The 18954-nt window shown below is 44.6% G+C and carries 19 protein-coding genes and 2 pseudogenes; 7 read left to right on the top strand and 14 right to left on the bottom strand.

Going from position 1 to position 18954, the window contains the following annotated elements:
* Positions 1–2: 2 nt before the first annotated feature.
* Entirely contained in the window at positions 3–932 is a 930-nt protein-coding gene (locus RE628_RS15660) for a Gfo/Idh/MocA family protein (protein ID WP_309153959.1), read from the bottom strand.
* 231 nt (positions 933–1163) lie between these two features.
* Between RE628_RS15660 and fabV the strand changes: the two genes are divergently transcribed.
* Positions 1164–2354 (top strand): enoyl-ACP reductase FabV, encoded by a 1191-nt coding sequence (fabV, locus tag RE628_RS15665; protein WP_309153960.1) that lies wholly within the window; start codon positions 1164–1166, stop codon positions 2352–2354.
* 128 nt (positions 2355–2482) lie between these two features.
* On the opposite strand, the gene RE628_RS15670 is transcribed toward fabV, so the two are convergent.
* Together RE628_RS15670 and RE628_RS15675 are read right to left on the bottom strand one after the other, a co-directional pair.
* Positions 2483–3718 carry an NADH:flavin oxidoreductase/NADH oxidase family protein gene (locus RE628_RS15670; protein ID WP_309153961.1) on the bottom strand — a complete coding sequence of 412 codons (1236 nt, stop codon included), beginning with the start codon at positions 3716–3718 and terminating at the stop codon, positions 2483–2485.
* A 151-nt stretch (positions 3719–3869) separates the two neighbouring features.
* Positions 3870–4226, bottom strand: a complete 357-nt coding sequence (locus RE628_RS15675) for an ArsR/SmtB family transcription factor (protein WP_309153962.1) — start codon at positions 4224–4226, stop codon at positions 3870–3872.
* 234 nt (positions 4227–4460) lie between these two features.
* Between RE628_RS15675 and RE628_RS15680 the strand changes: the two genes are divergently transcribed.
* From RE628_RS15680 to RE628_RS15695, 4 genes are all read left to right on the top strand, one after another.
* A complete protein-coding gene (locus tag RE628_RS15680) occupies positions 4461–5507 on the top strand; it encodes a DEAD/DEAH box helicase (protein ID WP_309153963.1) in 1047 nt (348 codons plus the stop codon).
* Positions 5508–5668: 161 nt separating this feature from the next.
* Complete coding sequence (locus tag RE628_RS15685; RefSeq protein WP_309153964.1) at positions 5669–6049, top strand: hypothetical protein; 381 nt, start codon at positions 5669–5671, stop codon at positions 6047–6049.
* 823 nt (positions 6050–6872) lie between these two features.
* Positions 6873–6938 carry a hypothetical protein gene (locus tag RE628_RS29680; protein ID WP_375143118.1) on the top strand — a complete coding sequence of 22 codons (66 nt, stop codon included), beginning with the start codon at positions 6873–6875 and terminating at the stop codon, positions 6936–6938.
* A 169-nt stretch (positions 6939–7107) separates the two neighbouring features.
* On the top strand, positions 7108–7923 hold the full coding sequence (locus RE628_RS15695) for a CAP domain-containing protein (protein ID WP_309153966.1): 816 nt from the start codon (positions 7108–7110) through the stop codon (positions 7921–7923).
* Positions 7924–8084: 161 nt separating this feature from the next.
* On the opposite strand, the gene RE628_RS15700 is transcribed toward RE628_RS15695, so the two are convergent.
* From RE628_RS15700 to RE628_RS15735, 8 genes and pseudogenes are all read right to left on the bottom strand, one after another.
* Positions 8085–9140 (bottom strand): HAMP domain-containing sensor histidine kinase, encoded by a 1056-nt coding sequence (locus RE628_RS15700; protein ID WP_309153967.1) that lies wholly within the window; start codon positions 9138–9140, stop codon positions 8085–8087.
* Positions 9130–9828 (bottom strand): response regulator, encoded by a 699-nt coding sequence (locus tag RE628_RS15705; protein ID WP_309153968.1) that lies wholly within the window; start codon positions 9826–9828, stop codon positions 9130–9132. The genes RE628_RS15700 and RE628_RS15705 overlap by 11 nt, the downstream gene beginning before the upstream one ends.
* A 98-nt stretch (positions 9829–9926) precedes the next feature.
* Positions 9927–10559, bottom strand: coding sequence for a phosphatase PAP2 family protein (locus tag RE628_RS15710; RefSeq protein ID WP_309153969.1), 633 nt, complete (start codon positions 10557–10559; stop codon positions 9927–9929).
* Between the two features lie 26 nt (positions 10560–10585).
* A pseudogene (locus RE628_RS15715) lies at positions 10586–11168 on the bottom strand (class I SAM-dependent methyltransferase).
* Positions 11169–11769: 601 nt separating this feature from the next.
* Complete coding sequence (locus RE628_RS15720; RefSeq protein WP_309153970.1) at positions 11770–12732, bottom strand: iron-hydroxamate ABC transporter substrate-binding protein; 963 nt, start codon at positions 12730–12732, stop codon at positions 11770–11772.
* Positions 12733–12871: 139 nt separating this feature from the next.
* Positions 12872–13945: a helix-turn-helix domain-containing protein gene (locus tag RE628_RS15725; protein ID WP_309153971.1), complete on the bottom strand. Its 1074-nt coding sequence runs from the start codon at positions 13943–13945 to the stop codon at positions 12872–12874.
* On the bottom strand, positions 13869–14528 hold the full coding sequence (locus RE628_RS15730) for an AraC family ligand binding domain-containing protein (protein ID WP_309153972.1): 660 nt from the start codon (positions 14526–14528) through the stop codon (positions 13869–13871). Before RE628_RS15730 ends, RE628_RS15725 begins: the two co-directional genes overlap by 77 nt.
* 33 nt (positions 14529–14561) lie before the next feature.
* Positions 14562–14917: pseudogene (locus RE628_RS15735) on the bottom strand (winged helix-turn-helix transcriptional regulator).
* A 164-nt stretch (positions 14918–15081) separates the two neighbouring features.
* Here RE628_RS15735 and RE628_RS15740 point away from each other — a divergent pair.
* On the top strand, positions 15082–16020 hold the full coding sequence (locus RE628_RS15740) for an aldo/keto reductase family protein (RefSeq protein WP_309153973.1): 939 nt from the start codon (positions 15082–15084) through the stop codon (positions 16018–16020).
* 24 nt (positions 16021–16044) lie between these two features.
* Complete coding sequence (locus RE628_RS15745) at positions 16045–16902, top strand: NAD-dependent epimerase/dehydratase family protein (RefSeq protein ID WP_309153974.1); 858 nt, start codon at positions 16045–16047, stop codon at positions 16900–16902.
* 114 nt (positions 16903–17016) lie between these two features.
* Here RE628_RS15745 and RE628_RS15750 read toward each other — a convergent pair whose 3' ends face one another.
* From RE628_RS15750 to RE628_RS15760, 3 genes are read right to left on the bottom strand one after another with little or no spacing between them, the layout of a single operon-like run.
* The gene (locus RE628_RS15750; protein WP_309153975.1) at positions 17017–17442 is read right to left on the bottom strand and encodes a GNAT family N-acetyltransferase; all 426 of its coding nucleotides are present in this window, start codon (positions 17440–17442) and stop codon (positions 17017–17019) included.
* Positions 17443–17456: 14 nt separating this feature from the next.
* On the bottom strand, positions 17457–18215 hold the full coding sequence (locus tag RE628_RS15755; protein ID WP_309153976.1) for an amino acid ABC transporter ATP-binding protein: 759 nt from the start codon (positions 18213–18215) through the stop codon (positions 17457–17459).
* Positions 18208–18948, bottom strand: coding sequence for an amino acid ABC transporter permease (locus RE628_RS15760; protein WP_309153977.1), 741 nt, complete (start codon positions 18946–18948; stop codon positions 18208–18210). The genes RE628_RS15755 and RE628_RS15760 overlap by 8 nt, the downstream gene beginning before the upstream one ends.
* Positions 18949–18954: the final 6 nt, after the last annotated feature.

An 18954-nucleotide genomic window follows, 5' to 3' on the forward strand; every position in this document is an offset into this window, starting at 1 on the left:
TTTTATCTAGATTCCCAGGTCAGAGCCCCAAGTTTCTCAACTTCTTGAACGATCAATTCGCAAATGTGATGACTCTCCAGCGCGTCCGTTATAGTAATCGACGGCAGTTTACCCTCGCGTACGCAACTCAAGAAATGATCTGTCATATCGGAGAATCCTCTCCGGTATAACACCGGATCCCAATCCTTGAACTTCACATGCTTCTCCTCGCCGCCGGTCCAGTGAATCGTCGTATTCAGACCTTCAATAAGCCATTTATTACCGGGGTTCATCACCTCAAGAATCTCTTCATTAGCACCGGAGTCACGGTTCATTACCCCTATGCAAGTAAACCCGTCACCTTCCAGCTGCAGTGTAATATGATAGAGCTTTCCTTCATGAATATAAGGTGAGACTTTAATCTGCTTCACTTCACTCGGAGCCAAAAAACGCAGCGTATCAACCACATGAATGAAGTCGTCAAAAATAAATCGTCGCGCCATGTCAGGTAATGAAATACGATTCTTCTGTAGCATGATCATTCGCGGAGCTGTGTGATTTTTCAAAGAAGCGATCATTGGTGCAAAGCGGCGATTAAATCCTACCATCAGCAGCACCTGCTTCTGCTCAGCCAGCTTGGCGATTCTCTCGCATTCTGTGTAGTAATAAGAAATTGGCTTATCAATGAACACATGAATTCCGTTATTGATCAATTGTTCTGCAATTTGGGCGTGCGTTTCCGTCGAAGTATGTATGAAAGCCGCCTGAATTCCGGACGCGATTAATTGTTCAACACTTCCCATCGTTTCAGCAATCCGATATTTAGCCTGTAGATGATTCAAAGTATGGACATTTCTTGTACACAGCACCAATTCGATATCTTCTCTATCCGTCATGACCGGTAAATATGCCTTCTTGGCAATGTCGCCAAGTCCAATAATACCAACCCGCATGATTATTTCCTCCTAGTCGTTATTACATTTCTCCACTATATTCTAGCTTATTACATGAATCAAAGCTTGAGCATTTTAACCTGCCCCTTTTTCATTTTCGATTCTACGGGTACAATAGTATAGATTAAAGTAATTTTAAACTATTAGATTTGAAGAGGTTATCGATCCTCAACTACTTGAAATCAACTTCGTTAATCAGTAATTTTAGAATGAAAGGAAAGACACCATTTCATGATTATTAAACCAAGAACCCGTGGTTTCATCTGTACGACCACTCATCCAATAGGATGTGCCAAGCAGGTACAGAATCAAATTGATTACGTCTCCAAGCAACCGACAATACATGGACCAAAAAATGTACTCGTGATCGGAGCTTCTACCGGTTATGGACTGGCTTCACGAGTAGTAGCAGCTTTCGGAGCGGGAGCGAATACGATCGGCGTGTATCGCCCAAGTGCAGCGACAGCAACGCGGACCGCTTCCGCAGGCTGGTACAATTCCGCTGCCTTTGAACAGGCTGCTGAGTCAGCTGGTCTGAAATCTTACAGCGTTACAGGCGATGCTTTTACAGATGAGATCAAAGAGAAAACGGCGAAAGTCATTGCCGAGAAGCTCGGCAAGGTTGATATGGTAATTTACAGCGTTGCGACGGCACGCCGCACAGATCCTCGAACAGGTGAAACATTCAATTCTACGTTGAAACCAATCGGTCAGCCGTATACGAATAAGACTGTTAACTTCCATACAGGCGAAGTCAGCTCAGTCACGTTGGAACCTGCGACAGATCAAGAAATCAATGATACCGTCGCTGTCATGGGCGGTGAAGATTGGAAGTTATGGATCCATACACTTTCAGAAGCCGGTGTCATCGCAGATAATGCGATGACGATCGCCTTCTCCTATATTGGCTCGGACATTACTCTGCCTATCTATCGTGATGGTACGATTGGTCAAGCGAAAGATGATCTTGAGCGTACGGCATGCGAACTGGATCAACGCTTGAGTGCTAACGGGGGCCACGCTCATGTCATCGTCAGTAAGGCACTTGTGACCCAGTCCAGTTCTGCAATCCCAGTCGTGCCCCTCTATATGTCCACCTTATATAAAGTTATGAAAGCAAAGGGAATTCATGAAGGAACAATCGAACAGATGTATCGTTTGTTCTCTGAGCGGTTATATGGCCCGGATGTCGTCCCTGTCGATGAAGAAGGGCGAATCCGTATTGATGATTGGGAAATGCGCGAGGATGTTCAAGTAGAGGTTACGAAACTGTGGGAGCAGATGGATACTGACAACGTCTACGATCTAACCGATCTCTTCGGCTACCGCCAGGAATTCTTCCAGTTATTCGGCTTCGAGGTAGATGGTGTTGACTATGAAGCTGATGTAGATCCAGCAGTTACCGTGCCTCATGTGGAGTAGAAACACAAAATAATCAAACGATGTACACAAAATAGAACTAAAGGTATGGATGCTTGAGCTATTCATTCCCTTAGTTCTATTATTTTAGAAGTACTATGGCTCATTCTACACAGTCCATAAAAAGAGTATTACCCTCTTCTTTTTTGGAACGCAGAAAAACCATTTGCCATAAAATATTTAATTAAAGACAGCCAAACACTGTAATCGGGATTTGGACGTTTGCCTTTGCTTATTCTTTCTAACTGCTGTTCATACCAACCGATTTCTAGCATCGCTGCCTTAGAATCAACCCATTTCACCCCTGTCCGGATTGGTTGAATCTGTACCGTATTATATTTACCTTGGAAAATTTGGTTTGGCAGATCGGGCACTAGTGTAAATGCTTTTCCTATCCCTACCATATCAATTGCACCACTCGCAATAGCCTCTGTCATTCCTTCTTCAGATTTAAAACCTCCTGTGACTACCAATGGAACAGAAATTAATTGTCTCGCCTTAGCAGCATAATCCAAGAAATAGGCTTCGCGCTTTTTAGTTCGATCACTGGCATCTGCTATGAACATCTTGGGATTCTCATAGTTTCCTCCTGAAATTTCGATAAGATCTATACCAATTTCAGATGTTTTTTGAAGTACTTGCATGGATTCCTCTTCTGTAAACCCTCCCCGTTGAAAATCTGCAGAGTTTAATTTAAGGCCGATAGGAAAATTATCACCCACTTGATTTCGGATTGCATAATAAATCTCTACCAGGAATCTCATACGGTTCTCTATGCTACCTCCCCATTGATCCGTACGCTGATTATGATATGGAGATAAGAACTGATTAATCAGATATCCATGGGCGGCATGGATTTGAACCCCTGTAAAACCAGCCTTTTTTGCAATTTTAGCTGCAGTTCCAAACCGTGTAATTATATCTTTGATCTCTGACTCAGTAAGGGCACGTGGTTGATTAAATAGATTTTTAAGATTTCCTGTAAGGGGAATCGCACTAGGTGCTAATGGTTGTATAGATACTGTTTTAGGGGACTGCTTCCCAGGATGATTCAACTGCATCCAAAGATGTGTTCCGTTTTTGGTGCCGGCTGTCGCCCATTTTTTTAGCATATCCAAGTTAGTTTCATCCTCTACAACGACATTGCCTGGTTCACCAAGAGCTTTCCGATCAATCATGACATTCCCTGTCACCACAAGACCTGCCCCACCGTTTGCCCATGTTTCGTATAAAGTAATAAGAGACTGTGTTGGTTTATGATCTTTTGATGCAAAATTCTCGCTCATAGCAGCTTTATAAAATCGATTCTTAATGGTCGCCCCATTAGGAAGTTGTAATGAATTAGCTAAAATATTGTCTTGTGTCATGTTACTTACTCCTTTGTAATTTTTATATAAAAGCACTTCGTATAAACGAAGCTCTATAATCACTTTTTATTATAAAACCAGTTCATAGGTTTAATCCGTTGAACCAATTGGATCTACTATTCTTATTTGTCCTGATTCATGTTAAGAAGCTTTAGTTCTTGGACTGAGAAGGCCAATAATCCGTCATAAATTCTTCAATATGTTCAACTAAATTTTTTAGCAGCATAATTTTACTTTGATTTGGATCTAAATAATAATAATTTTTGGTTCCCTTGCTGTGAAGATTAACGACTTTTGCATCTTTTAAGATTTTCAAATGATGGGATACTGCAGGCCGTGATAAATGAGTTCTTTGCGTTATTTCACCAACACGCATGCCCTCCTCACATCTTGTAGCCATTAGAGCGATAATGATAGATTGCCTTGTTCTATCTCCAATCGCAGTTAATACTTCTTGACACTCTTGAAATTCCTCGGCTATTTTATCCAGCTCCTCTATGTCTTCCATATACAATACCCCTTCATCGTTTAATCGTTTAAACTAATGGACCGTTTTATCATAACATAAATTTTGATACAAAAAACATTGGTAAAGAAAATCGAGACCATTAGTAGTAGACTGGGCGGATTTTCCGCACAATATTCAAAGCAACCCCCGTGCTGCTCTTGTATCACACGCCGCTCATGTTACAATAGCTAAAGGTATTAGAAGCAATTTATAATAAGGAGCTTAACAAATTACATGACGAAATCATTCCAGAAGCTGGGCATTCGTGCCGAGCTGGTACAGCAATTGCAAGAACTGGGGATCACAACACCAACTCCGATCCAAGCGGAAGCGATCCCTTATATACAAGCCGGACATGATATTATTGGCGAAGCACAGACTGGCACCGGCAAGACGCTGGCATTTATCCTGCCGATGCTTGAATGTATTAATGTGAATAATCCAGAGGTCCAAGGGCTGATTCTGACTCCTACTCGGGAGCTAGCCATTCAAATTACTAGCGAGCTGAAGAAGCTTGCCTCAGTGGTTGGGGCACGTGTTCTTGCCGCTTACGGCGGCCAAGATGTTGAACGCCAACTCCGCAAGCTGGAGGGTGCAATTCATATCGTTGTCGCCACTCCTGGCCGCTTGCTGGATCATCTGCGGCGTGGCTCGATTCATTTCGGAAAGCTGAAAATGCTCGTCCTTGACGAAGCTGATCAAATGCTGCATATGGGCTTTCTTCCCGAGGTTCAAAATATTGTAGAGCAAACTCCTCTACGCCGTCAGACCCTGCTCTTCTCTGCGACGATGCCGCTCCAGGTTCGACAGCTTGCACAGGCTTACATGCAAAAGCCGCAGGAAGTGAAAATTCCTACTCAACAGATCACGCTGACTGAAATTTCGCAAATAGCTATCCAAGTGACAGACCGCTCGAAATTCAAGGATCTCTGTACCCTTATCGAACAACAGCGTCCTTATCTTGCAGTCGTCTTCTGTCGTACCAAGCGACGGGCCAGCAAATTGAATCAGGAACTGCAGGAGCAAGGCTACGCTTCGGACGAGCTACATGGCGATTTATCGCAGGCGAAGCGTGAACAGGTCATGAAGAAATTCCGGGATGCAAAGCTGCAAATACTGGTTGCTACCGATATGGCTGCAAGAGGGCTTGATATTGAAGGCGTGACACATGTGTTCAACTATGACATACCTGCCGATGCTGAATATTACATCCACCGTATCGGACGGACAGGCCGTGCCAGGCAACACCGGGGTGGCGATCACATTCGTAACAGCCCATGACCGTGGAGCCCTAGAAGCTATTGAACGCGGCATTAAGATGACCCTGCCAAAGCGGCAGCTTACCGAATCTGGACTGAAACGTATTGAAGGCCCAGGCTCTACAGTCGATAAGGGCTCTCGCAAAAGAGACCTTCGTACGGACAACGCACGTTCCGGTAGAAATGCCAGTTCGGATGAATATGGTACTGGACGCGGCGGAAGACGAGGACAAGGTAATGGTGAGCGCAGCTCCGCCGGACGATCAGGACGGTCTAGCGAACGTGACAACTCGCGTGGACGCAGCTCCAGTCAAGGAGGGCGGGATTCAGCTCGCTCTAGCGAGCGCGATAACTCACGCGGACGTAACTCCAATCAAGGAGGCCGGGATTCAGCTCGCTCCAACCGTACCGGGCAGCAAGACTCTGGACGCCAAGGACGTCGCGGTAATGAAGGACGTAATAGCGGACAAGGCAACAGACAAGGAAGCGACCGCCAGAGCACATCGGGAAGCAACCGCGGTGGCAGAGGTAGACGTTAAAATCAGCTTTCTGCACAAAGGCTGATTGTTTAAAACAAATAACCGTTCCAATTGTAGATGGTGACGCAATTCTCCATCAACGATTCGGAACGGTTTTCTTTTTGACCCCAAAATGCTTGTCCCTACATATTCTTCATAAGCAATCGCAACCAAGTTCACCTGATTAGCGTATTAAAAAATAAAACACAGAAAGGAAGACGCTTACCCCCTATGGCGGTGAAACTCAAAAAGATCCTCTCACCCACTATCATTTTCTTTGCCAGTGTAATAATCGTGTCCATTATGGTCGCTGTATTGTCTAGACCTTACTTCACAGAGCCTATCTTCAATATGAATGAGAACAAGTACAAGTTCGCAAGTGAGCAAGGCAATCTAGTTACTTATCACAGTAGAACGGCAGCGCCTATTCAAGTCAGCATTGATGATCAAGGGCATACAGTAACTATTAATCACCAGGAATATTACATTACAAAAGACAATTCTCCTTACAATAATAAATATGACGTGATATATCCGAATGGCCGTAAATATGAAGTACAAGATCAATCTGGATTTTTAATGAGCTTCGATGAAAAAGGTGATTTCGTAGTCGAAATCTTTGCATACGTAAATGGGCATAGAGTGATCCAAGAAGGCGAAGATGAATTTACCCCATCTATGCTTGTAACTGCCTCTTACCCGGAATATCATTATACTCGAGGGATTCCCGGGTTTTTATTTCTAGCATTGGCTTTATTGATATATGGATGGTGCAGCTATCGATATGAAAAATTTCAAGATATCCAGTTTTATCTCTCGCCACGTCGACTCTGGTACAATGACCCGAACCTAGCGACTTTTATTACTTTATGTGTAAGGTTGGTGGGATCTTCGTTATGGTCTTTGCCATCTGGGTCGCCTTTAAAGCATTCTGAAACGAGAAACGAGAACACGAACGTAATACAAAATCTCCCATCCATAACTTACCTGACCTCTTTTCCTTCAAGTCATGTTAGAATGAATTTGCGAAAGGTTACAACATTGTTACCGAGTTGTAATTTTTAAATCGCAAACTTAATAAGTTGACTTGGAGGGAACAAGAGAATGAACAATAAAAAATTGAAATCTCTATTTACAGGAAGTATGGCAGTGGCTGTTATCGCTGCAGGAGTCGTCTTGCCACATGGAGGAAAAGCGAACGCAGCTGCAGCTCCTAATATAAATTGCAATCAACAAACACAGCAGGTACAAAAGATTTTACAATGGAACTGGAGCGGTTCTTTAGACGATTTGAAGTCGCTGCTATCCCAGCTTCCTAATCTTAATCTTCAACTGCCTAATAAGCCAGAGCAAGAAAAGCCAACTGCACCAAGTGAGAAGCCAACGGCTCCAGACCAGGGTTCATCCGATAATAACAATAATAGCGAAACACCAACTAAACCAACTGAACCTACGAAGCCGACAGAACCAACTAAACCAACAACACCAACGGAGCCAACTAAACCAACTACTCCAAACGATAATAACAATGGATCATCCGATCAAAAGGACAATGCTTCTTTCGCAGAGCAAGTAGTTAATTTAGTAAATCAGGAACGTGGCAAGGCCGGCCTTAAGCCATTGACTACACAAGATAATCTGACAAAAGTAGCTGCAGCCAAAGCAGCTGATATGCGCCAAAATAATTACTTTGATCACCAATCGCCAACTTATGGCTCTCCATTTGATATGATGAAGCAATTTGGAGTAAGCTACAGCTACGCTGGTGAGAATATCGCAAAAGGCCAACGTACACCTCAAGAAGTAATGAACGCTTGGATGAACAGTGAAGGCCATCGTCAAAATATTATGAACTCGAACTTCACTAAGATTGGTGTAGCTTACGATAACGGCTACTGGGTACAAGAATTTATCGGCTAGGTCTGTTTTGATCACGAAGTGAATCAAGAAGTGAATTCGGCATCGAATCTTGAATTGAACCCTCTCGGTGCTGAAAACCGACAGCCTAACGCATAAATCCAGAAATTCTACAAATCCTAGGTACCAAGATGGTGCCTAGGATTTTTTCTAACTTCCCATGGTTAAAACTCCATTGTGTGAATCGTCCTCTTCATTTCAATACAGAAGCGGTAATCCCCTTGCTGATGATCCAGCCAAATACGGCCACCATGCAGTTCAACAATATTTTTGGCAATCGATAGGCCTAGTCCATAGCCAGGAGGCATGTTCATATCGCTCTGCATAGGCTCCATCCTATAGAATCGTTGAAATAGCATTTCTTCCTGCTCTTTGGTTATCGGTTGGCCTTGATTCTCGATCGATAGTTGTACATACTTCTCACCAGTAATAAGGCTGATCTTCACTTCACCAGGCAATAGTGAGAACTTCGTAGCATTCATGAGTAGGTTGTCGATAGCTCGAACCATTTTCTCGACATCTATACTCATCATAACCGAACCAGGGCTTAGCTCTTGAATCAGATTAATCCCCTGTTCTCTGGCAACCGGTTCAAATTCCGAAACCATTTGCTCAATTAGACTATGAAAGTCTACCTCTTGGAAATTCAGCTGAACATCACCATGGGATAGTCGGGTATATTCAAACAGATCATCAATCAGCTGCTTGAGCTGTTGGGTTTTATTATACGCATTGTCTATATAACGCGCCTCTTCCTTCTCGTCCTGAAACGCTTGCTTCTTAAGCAAATCCAGATATCCAATAATGCTAGTCAGCGGAGTCCTCAAATCATGCGATACACTTGTGATTAAATCCATCCTAGAGCTCTCCAACTGTCGTTCACGTTCTACCTGCTCCTGTAATTGCTCCGCCATATGATTTACATTCTGGGAGACGATCCCGAGTTCATCCTGCCTCGATACAGGGAGCCTGTAATTCAAGTCCCCACTTGCGATAACCATTAATCCATTCGAGACTTGCCAGATAGATTTCACAATGGGTCGAGTAAGGATAGTAAAACTAACGATAAATATGGCTATAAACAATATAAGACTTGATAAGGTATTCTGGAAAAATGAAATCAGAGTTGTTGTTACGACGAAGCTCAGAAAAATCGCCCATATCAATTGGGCACGAATGCTCTTCTTACCGCTGATGAATACCCATATCTTATTTATCAATCCGATACCCCACTCCCCATACCGTTTTAATATATTGAGGATTTCTTGGGTTGTCTTCGATCTTCTCTCTAAGGTTACGAATATGGACCATAACTGTATTTTGGGAGTAATATGCGTGTTGTTCCTTCCAAACTTTCTGATAAATTTTATCGATGTTAAACACTTGCCCGCGATGAGTGGCGAGCAGTTCCAGGATCGAGAACTCAATCGGCGTTAATGATACTTCCTTGCCCTTGACCGTTACCAGATAATAGTCCTTATTGATCACGAGGTCATCAATACAAATCTCGCTCTCATTCGCCGATACAGTAGTCACAGCAGTATAGTTTTGACGCCTTAATTGCGCCTTTATTCTAGCTATTAACTCTAGCGGATTAAATGGCTTTGTCATGTAGTCATCCCCACCAAGAGAGAGACCCGTTATTTTGTCGAGATCTTCTCCTTTTGCAGATAGCATAATAATGGGAACCCCTGAGCTCTCCCTGATTTTCAGGCAAGCTGAAATACCATCCATATGCGGCATCATTATATCCAGAATAATCAGATGAATTGGCTCTCGCTGCAAGAGCTCCACCGCCTTCATCCCATCTTCAGCCTGTATTACATGATATCCTTCATTGCGGAGATAAATATGCAGAATATCGCGGATCTCCGGGTCATCGTCAACAACCAATATATTTACGCTCATTATTTGGCCCCCCAAGGGTTACTTCATGCCTTACATGACATGAATCTAGATGACAAGGTCAGTTTATTATTCTATAGAGAATTCAGCAAGCTCCGATTTTATGGATTGAGCTCGTTACTGATCATTTTTCCCGATTTCAAGCGAACCGCCAAGCATTTTCCTATTATAAAATAGAGCACTTCCGCAATTAAAATAGCAGCAGCGATATCTAGTAAATAGTGCTGTTTTACAAACAGTGTTGAAAGTACGATAGCTACGAACATGAAACTCGTGAAGAAACGCATGACTATATTTATACCGTTACGCTCCAGTGCTCCCCTCCAAACTAAATACGTCGTTAAAACATGAATGCTAGGAAAGCAATTAAACGGATTATCTGTTATATAAGTAAAACGCACCAATGAATATAGAATCCCCTCCCCAGTGATCAGCGGACGAGACACTGTTGTTTGGTAAAAGTAATAGATGAAATAAGATGTAATTAGTCCGAGACATAAAGCAATCAAAGTTCGATAATAGGTCTCTCTGCTATTCGCTAAAATAACGATTAACATAATAATGATAAATGGGTACCAGGACAGATAAGGAACTATAAATGCGGGAACAAATGGAATCTGTGCATCGATATCTGTCATCAGATTATATACGCGCGGGCCTTCATGATTTAAGACCATATAACAGATGTTTAATAAGGGAATTAGCAGAATCCATAGTAAAGGACGATATTCCATTAACTTAGAGGAAAGGGCCGGTAACATCAGCGTATCCCCCTTTTCCTGCACACATAGACAAAGGACGGCGGTACATTAAGAGGGACGAACTTGATCTCTTCAATATCAAATCGCAAAGCAAGCTGCTTCTTCATTTGACGAGAGTATTGAAAAGCGATGAACATTCCTCCGTCCTTGAGGGAAGCGAATATCTCATTCAGCAGATGATCCCGCACAGTCTGTGAAAAGTTAAAAAAAGGAAGCCCACTAATTATGCAATCAAGCTGCTCCAACTTCTCCTGACTCATAACGTATTGCAATCGACAGGCATCCCTGTAAACTCCATAATCTGCATATTGATATCTTAATTCCCTGTAAAGAGCAGGTTCCTTCTCAAACAAAAGTACCCGGTACTGTCGTTAGCCGTCGTTTGAATATACCTCGTAATGGCCCCTGTTCCGGCGCCAAGTTCCGCTATACAGTTGACTTCACCCAGGGAACCGAACCAACCATGGCTCTAGCTAGAAATTTCGAGCTAGGTGTTACACTACCAATCTGTCCAGGAGTACGTAGGAATTTATAAAAGAACATAGCTTTTTCTTGAATCAACTCACTAACACTTGGAGTCATAGCGTCTCCCCCTCACCATTTTTCATCATCATAGCGAAAACTTCTTCAGATCAAGCTCGGAAAAATCCGAATTAATTCTGAAGATTAATAAGGGAGGTGGCTACAAAGTAGACCACACTAATTGATCAGTGGACACGATGGGATAGCTTCGATCGGCAGAGGCTGTAATACGACCTAGTCTGCGGCCTGACAGCACTATTAAGGTGGTATCGCTATTTGCACCAAAAAGGACTATTAACAACTCTAACGAAACTGGGTATCGTTATTCAGTCAATTTAGTGACTTTAAGCTAGTATTCAACCCAAATAGCGATATGTAGTTTCGTTAAAGTTTATTTCCCTCGAAATGTGGGTCAATAGCGATATGTAGTTTCGTTAGAAACTGCAAAAGGACTTTCCGGCTCGAACAGTGTCTCCATGTGAGGGTTCGCACCAGCCTATTTCCGTTAGCCAACAATTAGACGAGTCCGATCGTTTTTAGTTCAATATGAGAATCTCCTCCATCAACTCAGAAACCGCCTCCGTACGCCTTACCCAAGCACAGAAAAACCCACGTCCAATCAGACGTGATGTCTGTTCGAACGTGGGTTTCTCTCACAGCCTTACTTCCCAAGAAAGCTCTTGATGAAGAAGTCTAACTGGTACTCCATGCTAAGCGGGTCGTTGAAGTAGAACGATTTGGCGTCAGCTTCATAAACATGGTTGTTCTTGACCGCTGGCAGGTTCTTGTAGGTTTCGGTATTTTGGAAAGAGCTGTCCTCATCCGCATTTTTGCTAAAAATAACGTAGTCGCCAAGGTAGTCTTTGAGTACTTCGGTCGAGAGAGCCAAGTAACCGTCCTTCTGCGTAGCTTCTTTAACCTTTTCCGGCATGGAGAGACCGAACGCTTGATAGAGAATCTCCGTACCGCGGCCAAAGTTATCGCCATAGACATAGAGCTGTTTATTGAATGTCTCAATAACCGATACGGTTGCATTCTCGCCGATCTTGGCCTTGATCTCTTCTCCAGCCTTCTTCGTACGGGCTTGGAAATCATCCACCCAAGCTTGTGCTTCCTTCTCCTTGTTCAACAGCTTGCCGATTTCCAGTTGCTGTGAAAGATAATCCAGCTTGCCATACGTATAAGTAACCGTTGGTGCAATCTTCTTCAGCTTGTCTATATTCTTGATATCGGACAGCCCAATAATCAGATCTGGGTTCAGTTCGATAATCTTCTCCAGACTCTCATCGGTTACAGCCTCAACATCCTTCAACTTATCTTGGAAGTTCGGGTTTTCTTTAGACATCTCATCTACGCCAACCAGCGGTACTCCGAGTATCATCACGTTACCGGTAAGAAATCTTGTAATAACGACTACACGCTGCGGATTCTTTGGAACCTCAACAGGACCGTTCTCAGATTGGTAAGTAAATGTACCGGATTCCTCATTCGCAGCATTTGCCGCATTTGCAGCAGACGGCTCGGTTGAATTCCCCTTATTCTCAGCATTGTTCGCCTGATTCCCGCCGCAAGCGCTGAGTGCTAGGACCAACACAAGGACTAACGGAATAAACAGCTTCTTCATATAATGACTCTCCCCTTTAAAATACTATGTGATGAATGATTCATTCATTGATTATGAAAATCATTCTCAATTGCATAGGTTAATTATAGGGAGACGGCCACTTTCGAACCATGCCTTTTTGTTGGAAAAGTAGCTTGCACTATTGATTGCTTATCAATAATTCTACCGCACGCTGAAGCTGAAGACGCACAGATACTGGATTGTATGGCACCCAATCATCCACATCAAGTAAATCTACTCTCTTCTGCTGAACAGCAGGAAGGCTATGCCAGTAGGGAGACCCAAAGATCTGCTCAGAATGGATGGTGCTTCCCTTCTCATCAGGATACACAATGACCAATAGACGCGAACCTGAATCCGCGTACAACTCCATATCAGATAGTTCAATGGGGACGGAATGAAATTGATCCCCATATTTTCGAATCTCTGCTTCAATGAGCGCTGGCGGACGAAGCCCTAATGACCGATAGATGACATAACCAACATTTCGCGCACCATACACGAACACTCCCTCAGGTTTGATCACGAAGATCGTAATAATCTCTTCCACCACAGGGCTGTTCTGTATTTGCTTCCTTGCCAGCTTCTCCTCCTGCTCGAACTCAGTAAGCCACTGCTCCGCTCGTTCGCTCCTCTGAACCGCTCTGGCGATCAGCCGCAAATGCTCCTTCCAGCCCATCTCCATCCAGGCGATTTCAACAACCGGGGCAACGACACGCAATTGCTCTGCGCTAAGCCCATATTCCCGCATATGCTCTGTTGCTCCTATGATGATCTCTACTTGACGAGTCATTAGCACTTTCTTCATCTGTTCCCAGGAACTACGGATGTCGATGAATTTCATCGTACTTGGATGTATTTCATCGGTATGAACATATTCACTCGTCTCGGTGATCGTAATGGACGGCTCCATTCCCAGCGTGAGCAGGTGGCTAGCATATGGCGCAAGCAACACAGCAACCTGCTGAACCCCACCCTTATTATAGTCGGAAGGTGAAGTCCCCGTATGCTGCTTGAAGCGTCTACTAAGGTAAAATTCATCCTTATATCCTACCTTCGTTGCAATTTCTCGGAGTGTGCTTGATCCGATGATCAGCAGTTCCTTCGCTCGGTGTACACGTAGTCGTGACAAGTACTCACTTGGAGAAAAGCTTGTGTGTTGCTTGAACAGGACCGAGAAATGAGAGGTGCTGACGCCTGCTGCCTTGGCCAATTGCTCCCGTGATATTTTCTCTATAGTGGTGCTCGAGATAAGCGATGCTCCGCTCCATCGACGGCAGCTCGTCACTCTCCAGTTCAGCATTTTGACGTTCTAATAACCGAAGAATCAGCTGATGGAAAACAACCTGATTCCTCACATGACGGATCTCGCTTACAGGCAGACGATGAGTATACAGCTCTTCAATATTGGCAACCATTCCCAGTTCATCATCATAGATATGTACAATCGCATTGGAGACAACTTCGCTGCTCCGCATCATAGCTCTAGCGGCCGAATCTGAATTCTGTTCGATCCCTCGGATCACCAGCTTATAAGCATGTAGCAGCTGCGGCAGTTCCGCCACGAGAGCAACATCAGAGTGCGCAGGGATAAGAATTATGCTTCCTTCCTCTAGCTTATACGTCTGATCCTTGATACGAAGGATCCCACTCCCTGCCGCAATTGCAACCAACACGGTCAACTCGTCATTAATCTTATGCTCCGGCAGATTCGATGTACAGTATAGCGAATGAATGCTGTCGACAGCATATAATGGGAAGCGGGACTCTATCCACTCTGGAACATATTTTTCCATTTAAAGGCCCTCCATTATGATTAGATTCAGCCTTTATGTCCAGCGTGCTGCCCATAGCTTCATCTCATGGCAGATCACGTGCAGGTCCTGCCCTTTCGGGGTCAACGAGTATTCTACAGTAACAGGAACCGTTGGATATACTTTCCGCTCTAAGACTCCTTGTTCCTCCAAATGCCGCAATGTACTAGTCAATGCCCGCGGACTAACGCTTGGAATTTTACGCTGTAGCTCACCAAACCGTAGAGTGCCGCCGAACAGCTCGCGAATAACGAGAAAGGCCCATTTTCCCCCAGTACATCTAATGTTTTCTCAATATTGCACTCGATATGTTCTGGTGTCTTTGGAATATAGCTACTTGCTTTTTTTGCCGTACTTTTTGTGGTGGTCATACCTTCACTCTCCCATTATATTAACTATACATTGTATAGTATCTATAGCTCATATAATTAAGTGAAAAACATTTCACTTCTTCAAATTGTATATGAAATTCTATAGAATGAGAAGTGTTGGAATATTTACTAAAAATGAGTGTACAAAAAAGGAGGCCTTTGCAATGAAATACAGAAGATTAGGCGGAACTGGTCTGAAAGTCAGTGAGATCAGCCTCGGAAGTTGGCTTACATATGGCGGTTATGTCGAACGTGAGAACGCGGTGAACTCTATTAAAACCGCTTACGATCTCGGTATTAACTTCTTCGATACAGCCAATGTATACGAGAGAGGCGCTGCCGAAGAACTCGTTGGGAAAGCGCTTAAAGAGTATCCTCGTGAATCTTATGTACTGGCTACCAAGGCTTTCTGGCCTATGGGCGACGGACCAAATGATCGCGGCTTGTCCCGCAAACATGTAATCGAGCAGGCAAATGCTAGCCTGAAGCGTCTTGGGCATGATTATGTTGATATTTTCTACTGCCATCGTCATGATCCAGAGACTCCATTGTATGAGACACTTCGCGCGATTGATGATCTTGTCCGTCAGGGCAAAGTGCTGTATGTCGGTGTTAGCGAGTGGCAGGCTTCACAAATTGCTGAAGCGCTTGGTGTTGCAGACCAACACTTGCTGGACCGTATCGTCGTTAACCAACCGATCTATAACATGTTCGAGCGCTATATAGAGAAAGAGATTATTCCGCTCAGTGAACGTCACGGCATCGGTCAGGTTGTATTCTCGCCACTGGCACAAGGCTTGTTAACTGGTAAATATACATCAACTTCCGACATTCCTGAAGATAGCCGTGCAGCTAAGCTGGATTGGGTTCGCAAAGGCATCACCGAAGAGAAGCTCGCCAAGGTGAAGCAGCTTGAAGGTATTGCTGCAGAGTTGGACATCTCCGTAGGAAATCTTGCACTGGCTTGGATTCTGCGTCAGAACAACGTAGCGAGTGCTCTAGTTGGCGCAAGCCGTCCAGAGCAAGTGACCGAGAATGCCAAAGCATCCGGCATCGAGCTAAGTGAAGACGTTCAGAACCGTATTGAAGAGATCTTGAAGTAATCCTCGTACAAGGAGAATTCATATATGAAAAAGGTAGTCGTTACAGGCGGAAGCGGAATGCTCGGACACTGGGTTGTACGACATTTCGTAGAACAAGGATATGAAGTGCTGAACGTGGACACCCGTCGTCCAGAAGAAACGCTGTGTCCAACGCTCATCGCCGATCTGGAGAATCTCGGCGAGACTTACAGCGTATTGGCTGGCGCAGATGCAGTCGTTCATCTAGCCGCGATCCCTGCGATGAATATTCGTACGCCGGATGTTACATTCCGCAACAACGTCATGTCGACTTATAACGTGCTAGAGGCTGCCGCCGGACTGGGTATCCGCAAAGCGGCCATCGCTTCCAGCGAATCTTCCTATGGAATCGTATTTGCAGAGCATAGAATCATGCCGCAATACGTTCCATTAGACGAAGATCATCCGCAACTGCCGCAAGACAGCTATGGCTTGTCCAAGATCGTTAACGAAAAGACGGCCGAGATGTTCCACCGCAGAACAGGAATGCAAGTCGTGTCTTTACGTCTTGGAAACGTCATTCCTCCGGATTGGTACGAACGCTTCCCTTCCTTCATCCATAAGCCGGAGGAACGAGAACGCATTCTCTGGAGCTATATCGATACTCGCGATGCGGCTTCAGCTTGCCGTCTGGCTATTGAGGCGGACGGTCTCGACGCCATAGCTCTGAATATCGCAGCGGATGATTCCAGTATGGCGATCCGTAGCCGTGAATTAATGGCTGAACGCTATCCGGATGTCACGAATTTCAGAGCGCCACTCGAAGATTACGAGACACTGTTCAGCAATGAACGAGCCAAGCGCCTACTCGGCTGGCAGCCTCAGTATCAATGGCGCAACGAAGTAGGGCGAATCGAAGAATAATCTTAAATCTACTCGATCCTCAACAAAGCCGTCCTTAAGCATGGCAATTGCTTAAGGACGGCTTTTTAGCTATGGTTATTTCCCAAGATGTTGCTCGATTCGCGATGAATAATACTAGATAAAATCCATTCTAATCAATTCCTCTATGCTCTCAGGATGGTAAAGCGCCATACCTGTCTTCATTCTTCGGAAACCCTGTTCTTCATACCAGGAGACTGTATTGGGATGAGTGTACAACACTACGTTACAGCTTGTCGTTTCCTCCAGAATCAGAGAAATGATCTTCTTGCCCAGCCCCTGATGATGATAGGACTCCTCGACAGCAATATTGTATATCGCTGCCTGGGAGATACCGTCGGATAACGCTCTACCACAGCCGATCACCTTACTCCCATCTAGGATGAACACGTTCACAGCACTGTTCTCGAACGCAGTCTTGGTCTGATCCGGCGTGAAGTCTGTGAGACCGAAGCCGTTCAATATGTTCGTCACTTGCACCCAATCTATATTTTCACGGTTCTTCTGATAAGTGTATGCCATAGGGAACCTCTCTTCTATATCGCAAATTCCGGCTCATGATCCCGGTAGTAGTTAGCCAGAAATTGCTTCGTCCTCTCCGATTTCGGGTGGGAGAATACCTCTTGCGGTGTGCCATCCTCCACGATTAAGCCTTGATCGAGGAACAGCACGCGTGTAGCTACCTTGCGCACGAAATTCATCTCGTGAGATACGATCAGCATCGTGTTTCCTTCCTCCGCCGTCTTTTTGATCGTATCGAGCACCTCTCCAACCAGCTCTGGATCGAGTGCTGAGGTCGGTTCATCGAACAACAGAATCTTTGGCTGCATCGCCAGAGCTCTGGCGATAGCTACACGCTGCTGCTGGCCGCCCGAGAGCTGCTTCGGATAATGATGAGCTCTCTCGGACAGACCCACCTTCGCCAATTGAGCTTCTGCTATTTTGCGCGCCTCTTCCTTCGCTATTTTCTTGACAACGATGAGCCCTTCCATCACATTCTCAAGAGCTGTCTTCTGACGGAATAGATTAAACTGCTGGAAGACCATCGCTGTACTTTTCCTGAGCTCCAGTACTTCCTTCTTCGTCTTCTTCGCAGTATCTACGTGAAGTTCATCAATCTTGATCGTCCCCGCATCAGGAGTCTCAAGCAGATTAATCGATCTCAAGAGGGTAGATTTGCCCGCGCCAGAAGAGCCTATGACCGCAACCACATCGCCTCGCCGAATCGTCAGATCGATATGATCTAAGACGGTATTTCCATGAAATGACTTCGTTAATCCACGAATCTCAATCAAGGATAACCTCTCCTTTCCGCTTCCTCAGGCTCTTGAAGTCAATGTCCAACCGTCTCTCCAGAAGTGCAATCGCCCGCTCGATCAGGATCGTCATCCCCCAATAGATTAAAGCCAAAGCGCAGTAAGATTCGAAAAATCTCAGGTTATTCCCGGCTAGAATTCTCGACTGTGCGGTAATCTCCACGACAGAGCAGACAAATGCTAGCGAGGTACCCTTCATCAGTCCGATCAGGGCATTGCCCAAGGTAGGAAGTGCCACAATAAAGGCTTCGGGAAGAATAACACGTCTTAGTACCTGACCATAGGTCATTCCTAAGGAGTGGGCCGCTTCAATTTGTCCTCTGTCCACAGACAACAGCGCCGCACGAATAATTTCTGAGTTATATGCAGCTTCATTTAGTGATAAGGCTAATAGTACATAGAAAATCGAAGGAATCGAGTTCACGTTATAACCTGTATCATGATAGAAATTATAATATTTCAGAAGCAGCGGAATCCCCGCATATGACAAGTATAGTTGCACCAAAATGGGCGTCCCGCGAATAAAAGAAATAAATACGACGCTTAACTGGTACAGCACCGGAATCTTCTTGATTCGGATTATAGCCAGCAGGAGTCCAAGTAGGAGTCCTGCTAGCATCGATATCGCGGTCAGCTCAATCGTAACCGGTAAATACTTCAGTAGCTTGGGGATGAGCGTAAATATAAGCTCAACGTCAAATATATTTGGCATAAGACT

It is taken from the genome of Paenibacillus sp. D2_2 (genome assembly GCF_031199965.1).
Taxonomy (GTDB): domain Bacteria; phylum Bacillota; class Bacilli; order Paenibacillales; family Paenibacillaceae; genus Fontibacillus.